Source organism: Pseudomonas mosselii, from assembly GCF_005796105.1.
GTDB classification, from domain to species: Bacteria; Pseudomonadota; Gammaproteobacteria; order Pseudomonadales; family Pseudomonadaceae; genus Aquipseudomonas; species Aquipseudomonas mosselii_C.
This window is the reverse complement of sequence record NZ_VAUO01000004.1, coordinates 118,528-132,949: the sequence shown is the minus strand read 5'-3', so window position 1 is coordinate 132,949 and position 14,422 is coordinate 118,528. Positions and strand designations below refer to the sequence as shown.

The window sequence follows — 14,422 nt, the reverse complement described above, 5'->3', positions numbered from 1 at the left end:
TTCTTTTGAGGGCTTAGTAAGTGACCGTGAAGTCAATTGTTTACCGGCTGCTGTACGGTATTTTTTTCTATTTCTACAGCATGCTTCGGCGTATTGATTACTTGCGTCGCGGAATTCGTGTGGCGAGAGGAAGTTATGTTGAGCGGGGTGTGAAGATTGGTAATTACACCCGCATCAATCATGTGTCCCATCTGGGCGTCTGCCAGATTGGATCGTACTGTGCAATCGGTGGGCGTTTGGTGGTGAGAAGCACTAATCACCATGTTAAGTATTTGAATATGCAGGACTGGGCACAGGTAAATATTATCAAGTCTACGGTGCCTGTGGCAGGTAAGGGCAAAGGTGAGGTGATTATCGGCCATGGTGTCTGGATCGGCGATTCGGTGGTCATCCTGCCGGGCGTAACGGTTGGCAACGGGGCTGTCATCGGCGCTGGAAGCGTGGTGACACGTCCGATACCCGCATACGCGATTGCGGTTGGAAACCCTGCACGTGTTGTCAAATACCGGTTTTGCCCTGAGGTGATAGCACTGCTCGAGGCCGTCGACTGGTGGAGCTGGAGCGTTGAAAAAATTCAGCGCAACCGTGACATCTTCGAATTGGATTTCCAGGTTATCGAACCCGTGCAGTTGCGTGAAAAATTGGAGAATATTCGATGAGCTTGTTCTGGCGCGGCATTGATTATTTGTACGGACGGTTCGCGGCGGAAGGCGGTGACCTCCTTGCAAAAACCAAACGAACGCGAACCTGTATGGCTCGGGACGAACTGCTCAACGCACAAGCGCTGTTTGTCGTTACGCCTGGCCGCAGCGGCACCAAGTCGCTTGTCGAGTACTGCAACAAGCACTCGACGATGTACAGTGTGCACGCCCCACTCCCGTGGCTGGCTTCGACTGGTCACGCATACCACCAGGGGGCGTTGTCCTCCGAAGCGGCGTTCGCCGCATTCTATGCGGCACGTGAGACCTACCTGAAGTCGGCGTTCGAGCGAGACTTGATGTTTTTTGATGGCGACTGCAAGAATTTGCCCTTGGCCCCAGCGATTGCTCACTACATGCCTAACGCCAAGTTTCTGCATGTGGTGAGGAACCCTAAATCGTTCATCAAAAGCGGCTTGGCACGGGGTTACTATGAGAACAAATCGCCGGAAATGTGGGGGCATCTGTCTGCGCCGATAGAGCTTGACGGGCAGATCGAAAAAATCGCCTATTTCTGGGACGAAGCGAATCTCATCGCTGAGCAAATGAAAGCGGATTTAGGGCCGGCGCGCGTGCAGACCCTAATTGCCGACGAGATGTTTGCCGAGCAAGGCGTTATCCTTCGCGCTTTCGATGCGATTGGCCTGGGGGGGATGTTCCATACCCAAGTGAGCGGGCCGATGCGCAAGTCGAATGCACAGGCAGGCGTGAATGCGATCAACAGCATCGTGGCGGCTCAGATCGATGCTGCGATTGCCAAGATCTGCAGTACACGATCGCTTTACTTCAAGTGACTTCGAGTGTGTTGGGGGAGTGCGCCGGTGCCCGGTGCAGCGTGAGAATATGAATACTCTGGTGTGGACCCGATTGGATGTCTAAGGCTCGCTATGCAGCTTTTTCCGAGCAGAACAATAGCTTGCCTCTCTTCCTGAGAAGCTGGTGGTTGGATGCCTTGGCCGGTAGTGCTAACTGGGATGTCGCTTTGGTGGAAAAGGGTGATGACGTGGTAGCCTGCTTACCCTATGTCGTCACCCAGCAATATGGGCTTCGCACGTTGGGGCAGCCACGTCTTACCCAGCATCTGGGCGTGTGGTTACGTGAAGGGGAGGCCAAGTACGCCAACCGGCTGTCGCAGCAGAAGGAGTGGATGGAGGCACTGATCAATCAGTTGCCTGCCTTCGACCACTTCATTCAGAACTGGAGTTATCAGCAAGGCAACTGGCTGCCCTTCTACTGGCATGGTTTCAAGCAAACCACCCGATACACCTATGCGCTGCCAGACCTGAGCGATATAACGGCTGTCTGGGATGGTTTCCAGGCCAAAATACGCACTGACATACGTAAAGCCTCCGAGCGCTTTTCAGTGACCGTGCGCACGGACCTGGGGATCGAAGACTTCTACGCGCTCAACCAGCAAGTATTCACACGCCAGGGCATTGCGGTGCCTTATGACCTTGCGCTGCTCCAGCGTCTTGATCGTGCCTGTCAGGCGCGAGAGTGCCGTCGCATCTTTATTGCCGAAGATGCGCAGGGCAAGCGACATGCTGCTGTCTATCTGGTCTGGGACGAAAACAGCGCGTACTACCTCATGGGCGGCAGCGATCCGGCCTTGCGCAACAGTGGCGCGACCAGTCTGTGCATGTGGGAGGCTATTCGCCATGCTGCGACTGTGACCCAGCGCTTCGACTTCGAGGGCTCGATGCTCGAACCGGTAGAGCGTTTCTTCCGCGGCTTCGGTGCTGTCCAGGTTCCTTATTTCTCGCTCTCCAAGACGCCCTCCAGGCTAATCAGGGCGGCTCTTTTACTACGTGACCTCAAGGCTGGATCATGAGTGCAAACAGGCTTGAACAGTGGTCAGGTGCATCCGAGCTGACCTGGCTTGAGCAAGTGCTGGCTGAGCGTTTTGGCCAGGCTTTCGAGCTTACCCGGCTAGACGATCGAATCCGCTTGACCTGTCCAGCATCGCCAGGCCATATCGAACTGGCCTGTTTCGATAGCTGGCCGGGTGCTGCCAGCGGCGGCTTGCCGTTCACCTGTTGGGACGCCAGTCACAGTGGATGGAACGTTGCGTTGCAAGCGAAGCTGCCGGCCCCGGGAGTCGCTGAGCTGCCCGTCGAGCTGATCAGGCAGTCGCCAGAAGGCTTCGTCATCGACTATGACATTCTCGGCCTCACTTACTGGATGCTCAGTCGCTGTGAGGAAATCGAGCATGGCCAGGGTGACCGTTACGGGCGCTTCCCCACCGAAGCGTCACATGCCTACCAGCATGGCTACCTTGAGCGGCCTGTCGTGGATGAATGGCTATTCATCTTGCGCCAGGTCGTCCAACGTCAATGGCCGACCTTGCGCCTGCGGCCACTGCAATACAGCATGCGGGTCTCACATGACGTCGATGAACCCAGCCGCTATGCGTTCAAATCGCTGCGGGGGTTGGCCCGGGTGGTGGCGATCGACGTGCTGCGCCACCGTGACTGGTTGGCGCCAATACGGGCCCTGTACATCAAGCTCAAGGGGCGAAGCGAGCTGGCTGCCGTGGATCCGGCCAACACCTTCGACTGGCTCATGGACCTGTCGGAACGTCACGGGTTGGTCAGCGCGTTCTACTTTATTTGTGGTCGTACCCATCCGACCATGGACGCCGACTACGAGCCCGAGACTCCGGCCATACGCAGATTGATACGCCGTATCCACGGCCGCGGCCATGAAATTGGCTTGCACCCCAGCTTCAACACCTATTTGCAACCTGGGTTGATCGTCGGGGAAGCCGATCGATTGAGGCGTGTGTGCGCCGAAGAGCAGGTTCGCCAGGCTGTCTGGGGGGGGCGTATGCATTACCTGCGGTGGTCGCATCCGTTGACCTTGCGGGCCTGGGACCAGGCCGGCATGACCTACGATAGCACGTTGGGCTACGCCGACTTGTCAGGTTTTCGCTGTGGTACCTGCCATGAGTACCCGGCTTTCGACCCGGTAGCGCGGCAGGCGCTTGAGCTGCGAATCAGGCCTCTGGTGGCCATGGAGGTGACGGTCACCTCGCCAACCTACATGGGGCTGGGCTGCGGCCCTGGGGCCGTGGCTCGATTTGCCGGCCTGATCGATGCGTGCCGAGCGGTGGGGGGGTGCTTCACCTTGCTCTGGCATAACTCCAACCTGTCCACGTCCGCTGAGCGGGCGCTGTATGAAAAAGTGCTGGAATTGGGAGCAGTGAAGACAAATGCTTAGTGTATTGGTCTCGGTAAAGAACGAAGCGCGTTACGTCGAGTCGGCGCTGCGTTCCATCGAGCCTGCTGTCGAGACGTTGGGCGTCGAGGTGGTCGTGGTCGATGATGGTTCGACCGATGGCACCGCCGATGTGATCGAAGCGCTTGGCCTGCCCTACGTGAATCTTGTACGGACCGAGGGTATTGGCAAGGCGGCGGCCTACAGTCTTGCCTATGAACGTGCCACAGGCAGTTACTTCGTGCTGTTCGCTGGCGATGACTTGCTCATTCCCGGAGTGCTGGAGCATCGTATTGCCCCGTTGCGGGGTAACGAGGCACCAGCGGTCACGTTTTGCAAGCTCAAGTCGTTCTCCGAACAACAGCGCTACGATGGTATGGAGTTGCCTAAGCATCCTCGCCAGGGCCTGGAGTCCGGTGGCTGCATCGCGTTCAACCGCGCCTTTGGTGATACTGCCTTCCCAATACCCCCGACACTGGCCAACGAAGACAGCTGGCTAATGCTGCAAGTGCGGTTCGGCAGCGTCAGAATCGAGCATGTACCGCAAGTGGGCCTGCTGTACCGCATCCATGCCAACAACAGTTACAAGCGTGGCGTGCAATTTACCCAGGTCAATGAGCAAATGTGGATGCGCCAGCGCGCGCTGTTCTTCTTCTACGAAAAGTACCGTGAGCGCCTGACCGCAGTTCAACAGCGCCAGGTCCTGCTGGAGTTTGCCCTGCAGTTGCTGCGTTACCTGGGTCGCCCGGCGTTATTGATGCTGTTGCCAGGGTTGACGCTCAAGGCCAAGGTCAAGGTTCTGTTCAACTCCAGGCCTTCGCTGTACTGGATTCGTGAGCGTTTCTATAGCTTCTTTTCTGGCAGGTAATTGTGCGTATTCTGATCCTTTCCCAGTATTTCTGGCCGGAAAGCTTCATCATCAATGACATCGTCCGAACGCTCGATGAGCAGGGCCACCAAGTAACAGTCGCGACGGGCAAGCCGAATTATCCCGACGGTGATATTTACCCAGGTTATCGTGCGGGTGGCACGCAACGCGAGCGCTACCTGGATCGCATCGAGGTGGTTCGAGTGCCGCTGTGGCCTCGAGGTCGGGGTGGCGCGCGCAACCTTGTGCTGAACTACCTGTCGTTCGTGCTGACCGGCTTGTTTTGCTTGCCTTGGTTACTGCGCAAGCATTCGTTCGACGCGATTGTGGTGTTTGCACCTTCGCCCATCTTGCAGGCGATTCCGGCCGTCGCGTTGAAGTGGTTCAAGCGTGCCAAACTGGCGTTGTGGGTCCAGGACCTGTGGCCGGAAAGTCTCGCGGCAACCGGCTTCGTGCGTAATCCCCACGCCCTGCGCGCCGTTTCGTGGGTCGTTCGTGGTATCTATCGCTTCTGCGACCTGCTGCTGGTACAGTCTCGCGCTTTTGCCGACCCTGTGGCGCGCTTGGCTGATCGGCGCAAGATCGTGTACTACCCCAATTCGATGGATGTCAGCGCTACCGTCACGCAAAGTGAGATTCCCGAGGCACTGAAAGCGTTACTGGAGACGCATTTCTGCGTCGTGTTTGCTGGCAATCTGGGCACTGCTCAAGCGCTCGATACGTTGGTGCAGGTGGCTGCATCTCTCAAGAATGAGGCGCAAGTGCGGCTGGTGTTGATCGGCAGCGGCAGCCGTCTGGCCTGGCTTGAGCAGCAAAAACAGACGCTAGGGTTGGATAACCTGGTTTTGCCCGGGCGTTTCCCCATGGCGGCGATGCCGCAGATTTTCCAGCGTTCATCGGCCTTGCTGGTGTCGCTGAACGATGAAGAAGCCTTTGCCCAGACGATACCCAGCAAGATTCAGGCGTACCTGGCCGCTGGCCGACCGATTCTCGCCGCGCTCAATGGCGAAGGCGGGCGGGTCGTGCTCGAAGCCGGGGCCGGTCTGGTGTCGGCGGCGGAGCAGGTGCAGCCATTGGTGGACAATGTGTTGCGATTGCAGGCGATGACTGAGGCTGACCGGGATGAGCTTGGGAAATCGGGGCGAGCTTACTTCGATAGCCATTTCGAGATGAGCGCACAAACCCGGCGCCTGGTCGAGCTTTTGCAGAACTGACAACCGATCGCCGCCCTGGCGCTGTTGCACGCAGTAGCAAAAAGCCGTTGGCGCGTCGAGGATTTTGATGAGAAAACAGGTGTGAATACGAGTGCTTGGCGAGAACAACAGCTGCACGCGACCTCCGGGGGCGCGTTGCACGGTACGTACAGATACGATGTACAAGGGTTACGTGCCGTTGCGGTGCTTGCGGTCATCCTGTTCCATGTCAACAAGCAATGGTTGCCTGCCGGTTTTCTAGGCGTCGACATGTTCTTCGTGATATCGGGTTATATCATCACCCCGATCATCATGCGAAGGGCCGGGAAAGGCTTCTGGCTCGACTTCTACTGGGGGCGGGTACGCCGCATCGTGCCTGCGTTTCTGGTCATGCTGGCCATGGTTGCCAGCGTCGCCAGCGTCGCGTCCGTACTGTTCATCACACCTGACTTCAAGGTGTTCTACAAAAGCCAGGTGTACGCGCTGCTGTTCTGGGCCAATGGATTCTTCGCCAATTTCGGCAGCTACTTTGCACCCGCAGCGCACGAGTTGCCATTGCTGCATACCTGGTCGCTGGCCATCGAGATGCAGTTTTACTTGTTGTTGCCAGCACTGTTGTTGTTTTTGCCTCGTCGCTGGCTGATGCCGAGCATGCTCGCATTGTGCGTGGGTCTCACTGCCTATGCCGAGTTTCGCCTTGGTAAGCCTGGTGCCGAGCAAGGTGTCTATTTTTCTCTGTTTGCCAGAATCCCAGAGTTTTTGCTCGGGGCGTGCCTGGCGTTGTCTTCCCTAGGGCAGCGTTGGGGGCGGGTCTTCGCCTCGGTAGTCGGGGCTGTAGCTACTGTTGTACTGCTTTGCTGTTTCCTTTTCATGGAGTCTGGCCATTTTCCCGGCCTGATTGCACTGTTGCCTTGCAGTGCAACGGCCTTGCTCATTGCTGCCAGCAGGGGCGTACTTGCTGATGGGCTCTCCAAACCTCCCATGGTTTGGATTGGCGGTATTTCCTACTCACTTTACCTGTGGCATTGGCCCGTCTTGGCTTTTATCCGTTACTGGAATGGTCATTACACGTTGAGCACCCTGCAGTTACTGATGTTCGTTGTTTTGACGCTAGGATTTTCCTGTCTGTCCTACTACCTGGTTGAAGTGCCCCTAAGATCGCCAGGTCGTGGTCGAAGTATTGTGACCGTGTGCCTGGTTACGGTGCTAACGACGTTAGGTGGGGCGTTTGCAATCAATCGCATGATTGAACAGACCCCATCCCAGGAGTTCACGCGCTATGCGTCTCCCGACGAGATCTGCCACGGCCAGATTGTGGGGCAATGTAAACAAGGAGACTTGTCCCAGTACGCGCACACGCTGGTACTGGGTGACAGCCATGCGGCCCAGTTGAACTACTTCTTTGACGTCGCCGGCAAGCAAAATGGCTTTGCGGTGAAGGTGGTTACCGCGAGCAATTGTGTGCCGATCCCGGGGTTTGATATCGATCGTATTCCGGCTTACTCCAGGGCGAGCTGCCAGGAGCAGATTCAGGCAGTCGGACCGCTGCTCGAACAGGCCGATACCATCGTCCTGGCGGCAATGTGGCAATGGCAGATGAGCAGCGCAGCGTTCGCCGATGCGTTCAGGGGGTTCCTGACAGCCATGTCTGCACAGGGCAAGCGCATAGTGGTCATGGCTCAAGTGCCCATGTTCGAGGTCAATGTCCAGCGCATGCAGCGTTTTGCCCTGCTCGGGGCCAAACGTGCGCCGGAGCCTGAGCGGACCTGGGTAGAGGCCAACCGTAAAGTTGGCGAGTTGGTGGCGGGCGTTGAGGGGGCGACGTTTGTCGACTTCTCCGCGTCGCCCTTTTTCAAGGATGCGCCTTACCAGCAAGGTGTGCTGATTTATCTGGATAATCATCACCTTAATGAGGTGGGCGCGATACGTTACGGTGAAATGGCAGGACCTGCTTTGGCCAGGCTGATTGGCCAGTCAAGATGATGCGCAAGCCGCGGGTTGGTAATGAGCAACCACATGAACAGCATCGGTAGCAGCAGGTATAAACGCGTGTTGAGCAGATTCTTACCTAAGCATGGTTCCGCCCGAAACGTCATCACCCTCATGACCGGAACCGCACTCGGCCAGGCGATACCGGTTGCGATCAGCCCCTTGTTGACACGGCTCTACAGCCCTGCCGAGTTTGGTGTGTTTGCCCTCTACATGGCGTTGGTCGCTGTGTTGTCGGTGCTGGCAACCGGGCGCTATGAGTTGGCGATCATGGTGCCGAGAAGCGAGCGTTCTGCTGCGGCCATCGTAGCGCTCGCGATTGCCTGCTGCGCAGGTGTAAGCGCACTCTTGCTGCTGATCATCCTGGTGTTCCATGATCAACTGGTCGTGTTGTTCAATCTAGCTGGCAGTACGTATTGGCTTTACTGGGTTCCGCTCAGCGTGATGTTGATGGGGGCTAACCAGAGCCTGAACTACTGGTGCAATCGACACGCGTATTACAAGCGCATGTCCACCACACGCATTGCGCAGAACACGGGCATGTCAACTGCGCATGTCGCCTTGGGCTACGGCGGTCTCGGCATGCTCGGTTTGATCATCGGCGCGGTGCTCGGTTACCTGACCGCCTTTTCGCTGCTGTTCCTCGCGTCAGGGCGGCGCAAACTGTTTACCGGCATGAGCATTGCCAGAATGCACAAGATGGCGCGGCGTCACGTTGACTTCCCCAAGTTTCTGGTGCTTGCCCACGGCTTCAACATGGCCTCGTTTCAGTCGCCGGTCGTATTGCTGGGGAGTTTCTTTGGCAGCAGCGTCGCGGGCTTTTTCATGTTGACGCAACGTGTGATTGGCGCGCCCATGAGTATCGTTGCCGGCGCCATCGGTGATGTCTTTCGCCAGCAGGCGAGCGAGCGTTATGCGCGCACTGGCGAATGTGTGGCGCTCTACAGAAAGACCTTCGTACGCTTGTTGATCCTGTCGTTGCCACCCTTTGCGGTGTTCTACGTCGTGGCGCCTGATTTTTTTGCATGGGTATTCGGTGAGGCCTGGCGGGTATCGGGTGAATATGCCAGGGTGCTGGCCCCGATGTTGTTCTTCCAGTTCATTACCAGCCCACTGAGTTGCCTGTTCTTCATCGCCGGCAAACAGCGCCTGGACCTACTGTGGCAGTCCGGGCTCTTCGTCACCGTATGCGGCTCGCTAGTGTTGGGTGGGGTAAGTCAGGATGTTGGGCTGGCGCTCCACGCGTTCAGTTATGGTTACTGCATCCTGTACATCATCAATGGCGTGATGACCTATCGATTCGCCAAGGGGCGCGGTGTGTCGCTGAATTATGGAAGCTGAAAGTTGTTGAAGATCCTGATCATTACCCAAGGGCTTTCGCGGATCGTTACGCCGCTAGTGACGTCGCAGCACAACGTTGTGGCAGTGCTTGAGTCGGCGCCGCGTGGTGCTCGGCCAGGCTGGCCCTGGCGCCTGCTCGGTCGCTTGCGAAGCAAGGTGGCCAAAGCATTTTTCGCAGTCGACAACTTGCAGGATTATTGTCGAGCCGAAGGCATCGCCTATCGCATGTTGTATAGCAGCCAAGACCCTGGGCTGCCCGAATGGGTCAATCGTTTCGCGCCGGACCTCATCGTTGTCCATAGCATGTCGCAGTTGTTGAGCAAGAGTATCTACTCACTGCCCAGGCTCGGAGCGATCAATCTGCACCCCTCGTTACTGCCTAAATATCGGGGGCCCAATCCAGATTTTTGGCACTACTACGATGTCGATCTGACGCCGGGAGTGACCGTCCATTACATTGATGAGGGTGAGGATACGGGTGACATCCTCGCCCAAGGCTTCATCAATGTTCCGCTGGGTATCAAGTCTCCAGATCGCTCACAGCGGCTTATCAGTGAAGTCGGAGTAAGGCTGTTGCTGCAGACGCTCGATGCTTTGAACGCGGGTACTGCGACGAGGCAGCCTCAGCCCGTGCATGTGTCAAACCGTCGTGCTCGTAATCTTCGCGCTGAAGAACATGCCACGATCATCGAGTGGCAGCAGTGGCCTGTCGAGCGGGTGTGGAACGTGCTCAGGGGAACCGAGCAATGGCTGAATGCGATTGCTCAGCCGGGCGGGGTCTACACTGGCCAACGTTGGTCGGTAGGTGACTACCACGTCGCCTCCACCGGTCAGTTTCAACCAGGTGAAGTTTATAGACACGAGGGTCATTTCCGGGTTGCTTGCAAAGAAGGTTACATCAGCCTGACGCGGACATTTCATCTTAAGTTCCTGCTTATTCATATCGTCACACGACTGCTGAAACAGGTTGCGCGATAACCCAGGATTATAGATGTAGGTCGGTCATGAATAATCCGAATTAACCAAGTGAAATCATCGCCGCGATTGATAGATATACGAGTGTGTATTGCGGTGGCGGATGTGCAATTTTTCGCTCTTGGAAGTGCATTTTAGGTACAGAGTTGACCTGTTGCGGGGCAGTTGGCGAGCTGTTTTGCAAGGCATTGTTTTGTTCGGTGTTTTTACAGTCGATTATTTAAATAGCGTTTTGTTTTGTTTTTTGGTTTCTCCCTTTCTCGGGCTTAAAAATATTTTTCGTTTTTTGCGGGTTCTTTAAACCACCGCTATGCTGCGCTACAGGGTAAGGCCTTTTGGGTAAGGCTAAATGCCAGTAGTGATTGCGTATGTTCAGTGACGTCAAAATTCTGGATGGATGTTAAATGAATTTTCAGACCTAGGGGGCCTTGATGCGTTCGTTTATCTTTCCTCTCGCGGTGATGAGCAACCTCTTCGCCATGATGGTCCTGACCATCGGTCTGAGCCTGTTTGGAAAGCCTGCACTGAGCGCCGAGATAGGCTTGGTGCATGGCGCCACGGTTGCGTTGTTCTATTCATTTTCCGGCAATGCCCGCAGTCTTATCCTGGCTGATGCAGGGGATCTCTGGGCGGCGCGTATTCTTCGTCTGCGGTTTGTTCTGGTGCTGCCTCTATGCGTATTGGCCTGGCTTTTATGTATCGGTGTTCTGACCGATGGTGCGCTGTTCATCTGGCTATTGATATTGCGCCGGGCGGCGGAGTGGCTGGCGGAGGTGTTCCTTTCTGAGTATGAGCTGCGTGAGCGCTTGGACAGAAGTGTTGCGTTCTTTGTGCTGCAAGGGGCCGGGTTGTGTGTGGTGTTGTCCGCCTTGCTGCTTGATCTCTGGGCTTTGCCCGTCACCTTTCTGTGGGCATGTTCCCCACTGCTGATCTGCTTTGATCCTGCGTTGATTCAGCGCGCTTTGGGTCGTGATGCTTCTACGCTGCATGGCCTGCGCACGCTGCTGCCACACTTTGGCTCGACGTTGGCGATTGGCATTTCGGTGTACGTGTTCCGCTTATTTATCGTCCTGCTGGTCGGCAAGGAGGAGGCGGGTGACCTGTTCGCCGCTTTTGCGCTGGGAGGTATTCTCGGTGCTGTATTCTCGCAGGCTCTCGGACCGACAATGATTCGTCACGAGCGACAGTCCGCAGGTGCTCGGTTTGCGCGATTTTTCAACGGTATGTTGATTGGCGTGCTGCTGCTAGGTATTGCACTGGGCGGCGTGATCTGGCGCATGCCGGGCTTGATGGAGTGGACTGCCAAAAGTAATTTTTTCTGGATTGCGGTGAGTTGCTCCTTGGTCGGAGGGGTGGTGATGGTGTTGGCGCAACGAGTTCGGTTGCGTCTGTTGCAGGGCGGTGGTGGGCGCGATGTATTTGGTTCTGATGTATTGGCCAATTTGTTGTTGATCTGTTGTGTACCTCTTTTTTTCTTTGCTGCTGGAGATCTCTACCTGGCGCCTCTTTATCTGGTAGGAGCATTGATATCGTTGGCTTTTTACCTGAGTGAGGATTGGGTGGGGGTAATGAAGAACTACAAAGGGCACTTTATGCTGAAGAAAATACCAGGTGTTTTTGAGCGGCAGGCAACGTTTCGCTCTTGGATGGTGGTCTTATTGGTGTGCGGCTTGTTCGCACCGGTGTTTTTTCAGCTGGGGCATGGGCTGTTTCTTGGGGGCGGCAATTTTAGAAGCAATGGCAGTCTGGCGCTTTTACCTATCCCAGTTTCAGTGTTTTTCTGTTATGCGGGCGTCGTCGTACTCGGCAGCTACGCACGTGCGCGCACGGCGCTGGTGATCATTTTTTTCACGTTCGTCGGTATGCTGTTGAGTGTATTGCTGGTCTCGGCAGAGGGGCCGGCGAGTGTGGAGCGCGGAAAGCTCATTTTACTGATTCAGTTCCTATTGCCTATGTTTGCCTTGGTACTGGGTTTGCAGTTCGGGTCGGCGGCCGATGCGGTGCTCAGGTTGGCGCGAGTGCTGCTGGTGGTGCTGCTCGTTGTCGTAGTGTTGCAGGTGGTTGCAACCGCTTGGGCTCTGGACAGTCGGTTGAGTTCGTCGGCATTTTTGTTTGGTGTGTATCAGCATCTTCAATATGTGCCGGTGATCTTTAGCGGCGGTTTTCTCATTACGCTCTATTCACTGTGGGGTGACCCGTCCAAGCATGTTTGGCTGATGCTGTTGGCTGGTTTGATCGGGCTGTATGTCGTGTTGTCGGTTTCAATGTTGGCGATGCTGTTATTGCTGGTCGGCGTGCTATGTTTCTCTACGCGTTGCCTGATCGTCGGTATTTATCGGGGGCGTTCGGGGTTGTTGGCTAGCTTGGTGATATTGGGGGGGCGCTGGGTTTTTTGTACGTACACAATACGAGTCTTGTCGCCGCCAAGTTCGAGTTTTTGACAGGCCAGGGTGTTGACGTTCAAGAAGGGCCTCGCAATTTGACCGAGCGCTTGGTGTACTGGCGTTTTTACTTCGACGGTATTCGAGAAAGCGGTCAGGCATTCCTGTTCGGTCATGCCCAGGCACCCTCACGCGGCGCCTACCCGAGTGGACACAATTACTACCTTGATTTTGTGTATAATTTTGGCTTCATTGCGCTGCTGCCATTGCTCGGGCTGGCACTGTTCACCTCCTATCAGGTGCTGAAAAACTTCTCACGGGTATTTGCTGATCCACACCTTTTGGCGGTGGCAGGGGTCGTGGTTTTTCTTCTCCTGATCGACAATTCGTTCAAGGTGGGCATGCGCCAGCCGTACCCGGGCATCGTGTCGTTCTTCCTTTGGGGGGTGCTGCTGGCTGGTCTGGCACGGTGCCGTGACCGGCACAAGACACCCGGCGGTCAGCTTGAATATCCCTGAGGAACTATAACGATCATGAAAGTATTGGTTTTGGGTGTGACTGGCATGCTGGGCAATGCCGTGTTCCGTGTTTTCGGCGAGGACCCTGCGCATGAGGTATGGGGGACACTTCGCAGCGGGTCCATGCTCAGGGATTTCCCGCAGGATACGCATGCGCGTTTGCTTACAGGCACCGATGTGCTTGACCAGGACATGCTGACCAAGGTGTTTGCCAAGGTTCGGCCGCAAGTGGTCATCAACTGCGTCGGGCTGATCAAGCAACTGGCCGATGCCAACGATCCGCTGACCGCCTTACCGATCAACGCCATGTTGCCTCATCGACTGGCGCGCTTGTGTGAGGTGAGCGGTGCCCGCCTGATACATGTAAGCACCGATTGTGTGTTTTCCGGCCGTGCCGGTGGCTATCTGGAGTCGGACGTTTCGGACGCCGAAGATCTCTACGGGAAATCCAAGTACATCGGTGAGCTGCATGATGTGCCACACGCGATCACCCTGCGGACCTCGATCATTGGTCATGAGCTGGCATCCAGCTACGCTCTGGTGGACTGGTTCCTCGCCCAGCAGGCAGGCGTCAAGGGCTTTACCAAAGCGATCTTCTCCGGGCTGCCGACCGTCGAGCTGGCCCGGGTAATGAAAGATTTCGTGGTGCCGAATCCAGCGCTCCATGGGCTTTACCACGTTGCCGCGCAGCCGATTGCCAAGTTTGATCTGTTGGCGCTGGTGGCTGCTGAATATGGCAAGCAGATCGATATTCGGCCGGATGCAGGCCTGGTGATCGACCGCTCGCTGAACGGTAGTCGTTTCGAGCAAGCGACCGGGTATGTTGCGCCGCAGTGGCCAGAGTTGATTCGTCGGATGCACGCCGGGCGTTGACTGTTTTCGCTGATTTTCGACCTGCTGTGGCGCCGCTTTGCAAGCGCACCAGCAGGTTGTCCCCTTACTTGCGGGTTGCGTGGTAATTGCTCGGCGCTGAGCCGCGTCGGCACTGCAGAATAGTTTCGCTTTCCCTCGTGCGCGCCGGGCAGCCTGTTACCGGTTAGCGTGTCAATGACCCCCCTTCCCGTCACCCATCTCGCTTTTTTGCTAAGCAAGCGTGGTGTGGGCGAGCTGAATAGGCGTTGGTGCGGCTAAAAGCCCTGCTGTGTAGGAAACTTCTGATTTTATCTATGGGCATGGATATGTCGGGCTGTGCGTGTATATTTACCGGCCTGTATAGCTAAGTCTGCTGAAATTTAAAACATAG

Annotated in this window: 12 protein-coding genes; all 12 read left to right on the top strand. The window is 56.2% G+C overall.

The window, feature by feature from the left end:
- Positions 1–20: 20 nt before the first annotated feature.
- Positions 21–659 (top strand): CatB-related O-acetyltransferase, encoded by a 639-nt coding sequence (locus tag FEM01_RS24500; protein WP_276610551.1) that lies wholly within the window; start codon positions 21–23, stop codon positions 657–659.
- Positions 656–1,492: a sulfotransferase gene (locus FEM01_RS11285; RefSeq protein WP_138219518.1), complete on the top strand. Its 837-nt coding sequence runs from the start codon at positions 656–658 to the stop codon at positions 1,490–1,492. The genes FEM01_RS24500 and FEM01_RS11285 overlap by 4 nt, the downstream gene beginning before the upstream one ends.
- A gap of 77 nt (positions 1,493–1,569) precedes the next feature.
- Positions 1,570–2,529 (top strand): GNAT family N-acetyltransferase, encoded by a 960-nt coding sequence (locus FEM01_RS11280; protein ID WP_138219517.1) that lies wholly within the window; start codon positions 1,570–1,572, stop codon positions 2,527–2,529.
- The gene (locus FEM01_RS11275; protein ID WP_138219516.1) at positions 2,526–3,917 is read left to right on the top strand and encodes a polysaccharide deacetylase family protein; all 1,392 of its coding nucleotides are present in this window, start codon (positions 2,526–2,528) and stop codon (positions 3,915–3,917) included. The genes FEM01_RS11280 and FEM01_RS11275 overlap by 4 nt, the downstream gene beginning before the upstream one ends.
- Positions 3,910–4,782 carry a glycosyltransferase family 2 protein gene (locus tag FEM01_RS11270; RefSeq protein WP_138219515.1) on the top strand — a complete coding sequence of 291 codons (873 nt, stop codon included), beginning with the start codon at positions 3,910–3,912 and terminating at the stop codon, positions 4,780–4,782. Before FEM01_RS11275 ends, FEM01_RS11270 begins: the two co-directional genes overlap by 8 nt.
- A gap of 2 nt (positions 4,783–4,784) precedes the next feature.
- Positions 4,785–5,996 carry a glycosyltransferase family 4 protein gene (locus FEM01_RS11265; protein WP_138219514.1) on the top strand — a complete coding sequence of 404 codons (1,212 nt, stop codon included), beginning with the start codon at positions 4,785–4,787 and terminating at the stop codon, positions 5,994–5,996.
- 24 nt (positions 5,997–6,020) lie between these two features.
- Positions 6,021–7,958 carry an acyltransferase family protein gene (locus tag FEM01_RS11260; RefSeq protein WP_171030943.1) on the top strand — a complete coding sequence of 646 codons (1,938 nt, stop codon included), beginning with the start codon at positions 6,021–6,023 and terminating at the stop codon, positions 7,956–7,958.
- 33 nt (positions 7,959–7,991) lie between these two features.
- Positions 7,992–9,305 (top strand): lipopolysaccharide biosynthesis protein, encoded by a 1,314-nt coding sequence (locus tag FEM01_RS11255; RefSeq protein WP_171030942.1) that lies wholly within the window; start codon positions 7,992–7,994, stop codon positions 9,303–9,305.
- A 3-nt stretch (positions 9,306–9,308) separates the two neighbouring features.
- Entirely contained in the window at positions 9,309–10,283 is a 975-nt protein-coding gene (locus FEM01_RS11250) for a methionyl-tRNA formyltransferase (protein ID WP_138219511.1), read from the top strand.
- Positions 10,284–10,711: 428 nt separating this feature from the next.
- On the top strand, positions 10,712–12,721 hold the full coding sequence (locus FEM01_RS11245; RefSeq protein ID WP_138219510.1) for a hypothetical protein: 2,010 nt from the start codon (positions 10,712–10,714) through the stop codon (positions 12,719–12,721).
- A gap of 38 nt (positions 12,722–12,759) precedes the next feature.
- Positions 12,760–13,179 (top strand): hypothetical protein, encoded by a 420-nt coding sequence (locus FEM01_RS11240; protein WP_138219509.1) that lies wholly within the window; start codon positions 12,760–12,762, stop codon positions 13,177–13,179.
- A 15-nt stretch (positions 13,180–13,194) separates the two neighbouring features.
- A complete protein-coding gene (locus tag FEM01_RS11235; RefSeq protein ID WP_138219508.1) occupies positions 13,195–14,052 on the top strand; it encodes a dTDP-4-dehydrorhamnose reductase family protein in 858 nt (285 codons plus the stop codon).
- The last annotated feature ends 370 nt before the right edge of the window (positions 14,053–14,422 follow it).

Bases quoted from the DNA above. Each gene is read 5' to 3' on its own strand.
- FEM01_RS11285 (WP_138219518.1), top strand. From the start codon at position 656: ATGAGCTTGTTCTGGCGCGGCATTGATTATTTGTACGGACGGTTCGCG.
- FEM01_RS11280 (WP_138219517.1), top strand. From the start codon at position 1,570: ATGTCTAAGGCTCGCTATGCAGCTTTTTCCGAGCAGAACAATAGCTTG.
- FEM01_RS11275 (WP_138219516.1), top strand. From the start codon at position 2,526: ATGAGTGCAAACAGGCTTGAACAGTGGTCAGGTGCATCCGAGCTGACC.
- FEM01_RS11270 (WP_138219515.1), top strand. From the start codon at position 3,910: ATGCTTAGTGTATTGGTCTCGGTAAAGAACGAAGCGCGTTACGTCGAG.
- FEM01_RS11255 (WP_171030942.1), top strand. From the start codon at position 7,992: ATGAACAGCATCGGTAGCAGCAGGTATAAACGCGTGTTGAGCAGATTC.
- FEM01_RS11245 (WP_138219510.1), top strand. From the start codon at position 10,712: ATGCGTTCGTTTATCTTTCCTCTCGCGGTGATGAGCAACCTCTTCGCC.
- FEM01_RS11235 (WP_138219508.1), top strand. From the start codon at position 13,195: ATGAAAGTATTGGTTTTGGGTGTGACTGGCATGCTGGGCAATGCCGTG.